The organism is Halochromatium glycolicum (assembly GCF_016584085.1).
Taxonomy (GTDB): Bacteria; Pseudomonadota; Gammaproteobacteria; order Chromatiales; family Chromatiaceae; genus Lamprobacter; species Lamprobacter glycolicus.
Window position 1 is genome coordinate 1 of the sequence record NZ_NRSJ01000080.1, and the last position, 8232, is coordinate 8232.

Here is an 8232-nt window from a genome sequence, read left to right on the forward strand (position 1 = left end):
GGTCTTTTCGCTCGCCTTCTTCGTCGCGCCGCCGGTCACATAGCCCGGCTATGCTCCCGGCGACGCTCCTCGAAGGCAAACGAAAATCCTGCGCAATTCGGTACGAGCTTTTCCGGCAATCGCCTAAGAGGAATCAAACTGCATTGAAAACAGCTGGTGCAATGCGCTGCGAGATCGCATTGAGGCTACAATTTAGCGGGGGTTAGTTCCGTGCCGATTTTCTGGAGAGAAAAGATGAGCGTTCAAAATGCCTTGATCGATCGGGATCATCGCTACCTCATTTGTCTCATCAACACTGTGGAGCTTGCCTTACGCGACCCCGAAGACCGACAGCCGATCAATAACGCTTTGATGCAGCTGCGCGATTACACGCGGGAGCATTTTCGCAACGAAGAGCAGATTCAAGCGGCTATCGGTTTCCCTACGCATAGCGAGCATAAGAGGCTCCATGAGTCCTTGACACGCTCGCTCGAAGAGCTGATCGCCCGCGCACAAACTGAGGGCGATGCCGCGACGCAGCAGGAGCGGAACTCTGATTTGATTACATTGTTACGCGATTGGCTATTGCACCACGTGCTGCAGGAAGACCTCTTGATGGCGCCTTATCTGCGTCAATACCCCGAGAATTTCACTGGTTGAGGCAGCGCGAGTCCGAGTAGCATGGAGATTGCGCCTCGTTGTACCTTGCTGGCCTGTGTGCGACCGGGGCACGCGGAGCGCACCCCGGTAGCCGTTCAACTGCCGTTTCTAGGTTAGAAGCTGAGATCAGGATTCCCTTCAGCAGCTCCATAGATATCGGGCGTCTCACTCTTTGGCGAGCGGCCGAGATCCATCTCGAACAGGTCCGGATTGCCCTCGCCGAGGCCTTGATAACGATTGATGTTGGCGCCTACGCCCGGTGGCTGGGCCTGAACCCCTGTATAGCGGGCACGGCTGTTGTCGCTGTCGGGATTGTTCTGAATGAACTGCTGATAGCTGTCGGCTGCCTGGGCCGAGACGGTGAACAGGACGGCGGCGGTTGTCAGGATCAGTTTGGTCATCGTCGGTCTCTCTTGGGTGGTTTGTGTTTCAGACTGCCAGCCGCGCTGGCTTACCCTTAAAGACCCAGCAAATCGCTCAATTCTTTCAGCCTGCTTCGGTTGCGCTGCCTTGGGCGCTTTGGAACGGTCAGACACCCGGTCGTCTCGAACAACTCGCCGAGGGCCAGGTCGCCCTTCAGAAGGCCGAGCGCGGTGGTCATCTTCCGCATCAGGTTGGATCGCTTTAGTGCAACGCGTGGAAACTGGGCCGCAAGATCGAGAACCATCCACTTGGATGTAACCAGTTCAGAGCCTCGCATCCGCCCGCCAAGAGTCCGCCGTCAGTCCACTGAAATATCCCGTTCGCCAACTCGGTCTAGAGCGGGTGATAGCCAGTGGCCAAGCGCAACTCCACACGTGCTTGCTGGACGATCTGCATGGGCGCCAGATCCTGCTTGGCAGCCGGCACCCGCCGCCTGTGACCACGCCAACCGGAGCCCGTCATGCCCAATGCACCCCGCACATCCATTACGGACCCCGATCGCCGACCGAGGATCGTCATCATCGGTGGCGGTTTCGCCGGTGCCACCGCGGCCAAGACCCTCGAACGGCGCCTGCGCTCGGCCGATATCCATCTGCTCTCGGCCGAGAACCATCTGACCTACAACCCGCTGCTGCCGGAGGTCGTCGGGGCCTCGGTGCTGCCGGGGCATGTGGTCGCGCCGTTGCGCCAGATGGTTCACCGCGCCAAGGTCCACCAGGTCCAGGTCACCGGCATCGACACCGAGGCGCGTCGCGTGCATTTCCGCAATAGCTCGGAGGCTGGCCGCCTCGATTATGACCATCTGGTGTTGGCCTGCGGCAGCCGCGCCAATCTGCAGATGATCCCGGGCATGGCCGAGCACACGCTGCCGCTGAAGACGGTGGGCGATGCGCTCTATCTGCGCAATCGGGTCATCGCCCGGCTCGAGGACGCCGAGCTGACCGAGAACCCGACCCTGCGCCGCTGGCTGAAGACCTTCGTGGTCATCGGGGGCGGCTTCTCCGGGGTCGAGGTCGCCGGTGAGATCAGCGACTTTCTCGACGAGAGCCAACGCTGGTATCGGCATTCACAATTGGAGCCCGCGCGGGTGGTGATCGTGCACGGGGGTCCACATCTGATGCCGGAGCTGCCGGAGCGCCTCGGCCGCTTCACCGAGCGCCAGCTGGCCCGTCATGGCGGGGTCGAGGTGCGGCTCAACACCCGCAGCCAGGCCATCGATGCGCAGGGCGTTGAGCTCAACAAAGGCAGCCGTATCGACGCCGGCACCGTGATCAGCACCATCGGCACCACGGCGAACCCGCTGATCGAGGCCCTGCCTGCTGAACGGGAACGCGGCCGCCTGCGCGTCGAGCCCGATATGTCGGTGCCTGATCTGCCGGGCGTCTGGGCCATTGGCGATTGTGCGGCAGTGCCAAACAGCCGCGAGGACGGCGCGCCCTGCCCGCCGACGGCGCAGTTCGCGTTGCGCCAGGGTCCGCAGCTCGCGGCCAACATCGCCCAGCGCGAGCGCGGCGAGCCGACCCGCGCGTTCGGCTATCGGCCCAAGGGTCTGATGTCGGCCATCGGCCATAACCGTGCCGTCGCCCGCGTCTACGGCATCAACCTGTCCGGGTTCATCCCCTGGCTGCTCTGGCGCGGCTTCTACCTGCTCTACATCCCGACCCTGGCGCGCAAGGCCAGGCTCTATCTGGAGTGGAACTGGGCGATGTTCTTCCCGCCCGATATCGCCCATCTGCGCTTCACACGCACGGTCGAGGACAGCGAGGAGGGAGCGCAGGAGGAAGGCGCCCAAGGCGTCAAAGAGCGCTCACCGACCCCCATCGCTGAACGCGTCTGACAGCTCCGCTGGCGCTGTGACAGCCTCTCGCCTCGGTTGCTAAACGTCTTCTTGGACCAGTCACGAATCGCGGCGACGATCGCCTCCGGGGCATCTTCCTGAATGAAGTGGCCCGCACCTTCCAGCAATACTGGGTCGTGATCAGGAAACAGGGACTCAAAGCGATCGCGCTCCGGTTTCTGGAAGGCGAGGTCCTTCTCTCCCCAGAGCAACAGCACGGGCCGGTCGGATAGACGCGGGCCGGTGCTGGGCGCCAGGGGATCAGACCGGAGCCGCGCAGCTGGCCCCCTCCACCGAGCGGCCCAGGTGCAGCAGCTCGATGCGCTCAGGACGCTCCAGCAGTTGGCAGGCGACCAGATAGCCGGCGGCGCTCCAGGTCTGATGCCGGCGCGCCTGCTGCCCGACCAGGCGGCCTCGGCGGCCGTCGTAGTATTCGGGCCAGTCATCTCTGAGCAGCCGCCGCTCGGCATCGCTCAGCGCGCGCTCGAGCAGCTCATCGGCGCCGGTGCGCAGACCGACCAGGGCCAGCAGCCAGAGCAGCACTGGCCAGTTGCCGCCGTTGTGGTAGGACCAGGGGCGGTTCTTCGGGTCGCAGCCGGTCAGGATGCGCCAGTCCTGGCCCTCCAGCGCCGGGAAGCAGAGCTTGAGCGGTACCTGGCCGATCAGGTCGTCATAGCGCTGCGCGATCAGCTGCATCAGCGCGGCGGCCTGCGCCTCTGTCGCCAGCCCAGCGGCGCAGGCGAGCAGATTGCCCTGGCCAAAATAGCGATAGTCGAGCCGGCCGGGGCCGACGTTGCCGACCAGGTAGCCGCCGGTCTCCGGCAGCCAGTCCATCAGCCAGTCGGGGATGGCCTCCGGGTAGATGTTGAACTTGTTGACCGCGGCGGGTCCGTATTCCTCGACCCCGTAGCGGTAGATCTGGTTCAGCCGCTCGAGATCGAGCCAATAGTAGGTGCGCACGTGATGGGCGAGATGTGGCAGGCGCTCGTCGAGGGCGGCGCGATAGCGCGCGTTCGCCGGCTCGTCGGCATCGAGCAGATCGGAGGCCGCACAGAGCGCGGCGAAGAACTGCGCCTGGATATCGATCGGGTAGCCATAGACGCCCATGCGCCGGTCGATCATGAAGGAGCCGTCCGGCACCAGCATGGTCGGGAACATGTCGAAGCGGCTGGTCATGCTCAGATCGAGCAGCAGCCGGATCGCCTGCTGCACCGATGCCTGATTCAGGAAGGTGTGGTCCTCGGTGACATGCACATAGGCCTGCAGCGTCAGCAGCCACCAGAAGCCCGAATCCACCGGGGCGACGCGGGCGATGGCGTGCTCGCCGAAATCGGCGAACAGTTCTTCGCCCGCCCCGTTATCGGTGACCTTGAAGCTGGCCGGTATCAGCCCCTCGCCGGGCTTGAAGCAATCGAGCTGGCGCTCGTGGCTCTGCAGGCGCACGGCCGTCGCGAGAAAGTGGCGTACGATCTCGGGGCGGCCGTCGAGCAGGAAGGCGAAGGCGGAGATGGCGAAGTCGCGGGTGAAGACCTGGTCGTAGTTGAGCGCCTCGGTCTCGGGATCATGGGCGGCGACGGTCCCGACCGGCTGGCCGCGATAGGTGACCACCGATTCCTCGAGTAGTTGCCAGGCGCGCTGTATGGCCGTTTTACGGTTCTCGTTGACCAGCATCGGATCATCCTCGGGATTCAGGTTGGGGCTGTGATCCGCGTGCCGCCTCGGAGCCGAGCGGCGGGACCCGAGCGGCGCGGGATTCTTTTCAGCGCTGAGCCAACGGCCAGCTCTACCCATGGCCTGGTTCCGGCGCTCGGGCAGGCACTGCAGCCGCAGGCCAGGCTGGGGGCGGCGGCTATCGGGGAAGCCCGTTCTGGAGACACCCGCATAACCGGATGGACCGTTCACAGCCGCTCTCCATTTCAGCCCGCCCAACTCAACGCCCAACTCAACGCCCAACTCACCGCGGTCATCCAGATCGCATATCGTTCCGCCGGGACTAATCCAAACGGAGGAGCCGCCTATTTGCAGTATCTGGCGGCTTCTTGGTGTCCGGATCACATCAGTCGGGACAATAACCCTCGCGGAACGGGGTGGATTGCGCTGACCACCGCCAGCTGTTCGAGTCGCATCACGAGATCCATGGATGGGCCTGAAACAATGGGACTCGCGTTCCGACTGGGTCTCAGTCAGTCATCTCAGCCGATTCACCCTGCTCTTCGGCGATCAGCGCACGCAGTGCCTCCAACGCTGCCTCGACCACCGAGCGGCCGCCCACGGTCGGATAGACCACATAGGTCGGCAATCGCAGGCTCGGGCTGCCATGGACGCGGTGCAGACAGCCGCCCTCGAGATAAGATGTCGCGACCCGTTCCGGCACGAAGCAGGTGCCGCCGTTGGCCAGGATCAGCTGCAGCCCGAGCCAGCCGATGTTGGCGGTCTGCGCCGGGCGCTCCAGCTCCGGATAGGCCTGGCGATGCTGGGCGAAGAAGGTCGGCCCCCAATTGATGTAGACATAGCTGTCGTCGAGTGTGCGCCGCTCGGGGTCCGGACCGACCAAGATCAGGGTCTCGTCGAATAGGTACTCGACCTCGATGCCAGCGGCCTGACGCGGGTTGTACATCAACGCCAGGTCCATGGTGCCGGCAATGACCCGGCGCATCAGGTCCTCCTCAAAGCCGATCTCCGTATTCAGCGAGATATCCGGCATGCGCGAGTGCAGGCGCCCGATCCAGCGGGGCAGCAGACTGTCCCAGAGCGCGATACGCGCGCCAAGGGTGAGGCTGGCGCGAAAACGGCTCGGCAGGCCGACCTCGTGGCGCGCCTGCTCATAGGTCAGCAGCAGCGTCTTGGCATGGCGCAGGAAGCGCTCGCCGGCATGGGTCAGGCTGGCACCGGCGCGGTTGCGCACGAACAGGCGCGTGCCGAACTGCTGCTCCAGGCTTTGGATGCGCGCGCTCACTGTCGATTGGGTGACATGCACCTGCGTGGCCGCCTCAAGGAAGCTTCCGTGCGCGGCGACTGCGAGGAAGGTCTTGATCTGGTCGATGTCCATCAGCGCCTCTCCGATATTGACCGGGCAGATATCGGAATCATCGATACCAAAATCAAATAACTTTCGTTTGTCTGAACCCAGTATCAGCACCAGCTTATTCAGCAGAGTGGCGGCACCGCCGCTAAGACTTGACTAGAAACGGCAGTTGACCGCTTCCCGATGCGCACACCCGTTTGAGGGCATTTGAACTCTGCGCAACTATCAAGCGCCCCCTTCTCGCGAGTGTTTGGTTGCCGAGCTGATGACCCAAGCCGCCGTCACGATCGATGAGCAGGCCGGCTTCAATGAGACCATGCGGGCGTTTCGCCGCCATCCTGGACGCAGCATACCGGTGGTGGACGGTGCCTGGCGTTCGCGTGGGCTGCTGTTGCGCTAAGGACTTCGTGCACGCCTGCCGCCTCGAGGAGGGATCATGGCACCGAGCAGACCCCTTCAGGATCTGCACCACCCGAGACCGCTCACCGCCGTCGCGCGGCAGCGGCGACGCTTCGGTCTGGGACAGCGCCTGGCCTGCGCGGTCGTTGGCTACCTGAACAAGATGCGCGGCTCCGCGCGCGGCGCCCCGCCCCGGGTCAGCACACTCGAGGTGCTCTGGTCCTGGCTCGGCAGCTTCCTCGGCATCGCCTTGGTCGCCTGGCTGAACGAGATGGCCAGCAACCAGGCAGGCAGCCCAGCCTTGTGGCTCGAGGCCATCGGGCTCACGCCAACCGATGGCCTGCTGCTGATCGGCTCGTTCGGCGCCTCGGCGGTGCTGGTCTATGGCGCCCCGCGCAGCCCGTTGGCGCAGCCGCGTAACCTGATCGGCGGGCACACACTCTCGGCGCTGGTCGGGGTCTCGGCCTGGCTGCTGCTCGGGCCGCTGCTGCCGTGGCTGGCTGCAGCGCTGGCGGTCTCAACCGCGATTGCGGTGATGCACCTGACCCGCACCCTGCACCCACCCGGCGGCGCCACCGCGCTGATCGCGGTGATCGGCTCCGAGCAGATCCATGCGCTAGGTTATCTGTTCGTGCTGATCCCGGCGACGCTCGGCCCGCTGTTGATGCTGCTGGTCGCCCTGCTGGTCAACAATCTGGCGAGCGGACGGCGCTATCCGGAGTTCTGGCTTTGATCAGCCAGCGACAGCGACCAGGCGCCGCTTCAAGGACGGGTGGCCCGAAGACGGCGAGCGGGGGTCGATCAGTCGCGACAAGCGGGTCAGCGAATCGCGATCAGGCTGGCTCGAGCGCCGACCTGCTCGGGCAGCTGAGCACCAAGATGGAGATAGCTTCCAGGTTCCTGGCTTGAGCCGCGCAGCAGCGTCATTGGCATCTCGGCAATCACCGAGCCACTACTGTCCTGAACGACGACCGAGACCGGTGCCGGCTGGCCTTGCTGCCGCGGCCAGGCCGTCGCATCGTCGAGTGGCGTCTTGATCTCCAGCAACAGCTCGACCCGGTCGCGGGCGCGATCAAGGGATCTGGCCGCGACGCGCAGTGGCTCACCATCGACCCGGGCACCAAGACGCCACGCAACCGCATCACCGGTGTTGCTCGCCACCGCTGGCTGAGCCTCGCGCTCTGGGGCCGGCGCTGTCGTCGATGGCGCGCTCGGCGGATTCCCTTTCTCCAGTTGCTCGATCTGTCTGGACAATCGCTCAAGGCGCGCCTCCATCGTCGCCAGACGTGTGTCGAGCGCGCTCGTATCGCGGCCGACGGTCTGGATCAGGAGCACTGCGGCGAAGATCAAGATCAGCAGGAGGATGGGGCGCATGCGGGTCTCCGGTCAGCCTGTCGCGTCATTGAGATAGATCAATCGCGCTATCCTCGCATCCCCCTCCCCGCTCATTCATGAGGCGCATCAAGGTTCCCATCGGCATTCGCGCACAGAGTCCCTCGGCAGCGGGTCCGTGCGCGCGAGGCGGGCGCCGCCATCCAGCTGCTCATGCGTGCCGTATAGGCGTGCCAGACAGGCGCACCCGACAGGCGCACCCGGCATGAGCGCCAGAGAAGAATGATCGCGGAGTGCACCATGTCCAGAAACCCGATTGGTCCCCGTGCCGGTTGGACGCCTCAGTCCCAGCGGCTGAGCGTTTGGCTCGTCGGCACGTTCGTCCTGCTGTTTGCCACCCACGCCCATGCCGTGCGTCCTGCCGGCCAGCCCGGCGTCGATTGGGGCGACCCCAAGGGCAAGGAATGCGTCGAATGCCACATGACCGAGAACCCTGGTCTCTACTGGGAGTGGAACCACAGCCAGCACGGTCAGAACGGCGTCACCTGCCTCGACTGCCATCAGGCCGAAGAGGGCG

General features: G+C 64.6%; 9 protein-coding genes and 2 pseudogenes. 5 read left to right on the top strand and 6 right to left on the bottom strand.

Going from position 1 to position 8232, the window contains the following annotated elements:
- Positions 1-210 precede the first annotated feature (210 nt).
- On the top strand, positions 211-639 hold the full coding sequence (locus CKO40_RS23030) for a bacteriohemerythrin (protein ID WP_207173822.1): 429 nt from the start codon (positions 211-213) through the stop codon (positions 637-639).
- Positions 640-752: 113 nt separating this feature from the next.
- Here the strand turns inward: CKO40_RS23030 and CKO40_RS23035 are convergent, their stop codons facing one another.
- Both CKO40_RS23035 and CKO40_RS23040 read right to left on the bottom strand, forming a co-directional pair.
- Positions 753-1040: a hypothetical protein gene (locus CKO40_RS23035; RefSeq protein ID WP_200348800.1), complete on the bottom strand. Its 288-nt coding sequence runs from the start codon at positions 1038-1040 to the stop codon at positions 753-755.
- A 56-nt stretch (positions 1041-1096) separates the two neighbouring features.
- Positions 1097-1240 (bottom strand): hypothetical protein, encoded by a 144-nt coding sequence (locus CKO40_RS23040; RefSeq protein ID WP_200348801.1) that lies wholly within the window; start codon positions 1238-1240, stop codon positions 1097-1099.
- A 282-nt stretch (positions 1241-1522) separates the two neighbouring features.
- Between CKO40_RS23040 and CKO40_RS23045 the strand changes: the two genes are divergently transcribed.
- On the top strand, positions 1523-2899 hold the full coding sequence (locus CKO40_RS23045; protein ID WP_200348802.1) for an NAD(P)/FAD-dependent oxidoreductase: 1377 nt from the start codon (positions 1523-1525) through the stop codon (positions 2897-2899).
- A 146-nt stretch (positions 2900-3045) separates the two neighbouring features.
- Here the strand turns inward: CKO40_RS23045 and CKO40_RS25530 are convergent.
- The 3 genes and pseudogenes from CKO40_RS25530 to CKO40_RS23055 form a co-directional block, all read right to left on the bottom strand.
- Positions 3046-3258, bottom strand: a pseudogene (locus CKO40_RS25530) (hypothetical protein); the annotation flags it as partial.
- On the bottom strand, positions 3161-4570 hold the full coding sequence (locus CKO40_RS23050; protein ID WP_200348803.1) for a glycoside hydrolase 100 family protein: 1410 nt from the start codon (positions 4568-4570) through the stop codon (positions 3161-3163). The pseudogene CKO40_RS25530 and the gene CKO40_RS23050, both read right to left, overlap by 98 nt.
- Before the next feature lie 508 nt (positions 4571-5078).
- A complete protein-coding gene (locus CKO40_RS23055; protein WP_200348804.1) occupies positions 5079-5948 on the bottom strand; it encodes a LysR family transcriptional regulator in 870 nt (289 codons plus the stop codon).
- Between the two features lie 241 nt (positions 5949-6189).
- Here CKO40_RS23055 and CKO40_RS24735 point away from each other — a divergent pair, with 241 nt between their 5' ends.
- A complete protein-coding gene (locus tag CKO40_RS24735) occupies positions 6190-6324 on the top strand; it encodes a CBS domain-containing protein (protein ID WP_242477287.1) in 135 nt (44 codons plus the stop codon).
- Between the two features lie 162 nt (positions 6325-6486).
- Positions 6487-7056 (top strand): HPP family protein, encoded by a 570-nt coding sequence (locus CKO40_RS23060; RefSeq protein WP_200348806.1) that lies wholly within the window; start codon positions 6487-6489, stop codon positions 7054-7056.
- Between the two features lie 86 nt (positions 7057-7142).
- On the opposite strand, the gene CKO40_RS23065 is transcribed toward CKO40_RS23060, so the two are convergent.
- The gene (locus tag CKO40_RS23065) at positions 7143-7697 is read right to left on the bottom strand and encodes a hypothetical protein (RefSeq protein WP_200348805.1); all 555 of its coding nucleotides are present in this window, start codon (positions 7695-7697) and stop codon (positions 7143-7145) included.
- Positions 7698-7955: 258 nt separating this feature from the next.
- Between CKO40_RS23065 and CKO40_RS23070 the strand changes: the two are divergent.
- Positions 7956-8232, top strand: a pseudogene (locus CKO40_RS23070) (multiheme c-type cytochrome); the annotation flags it as partial.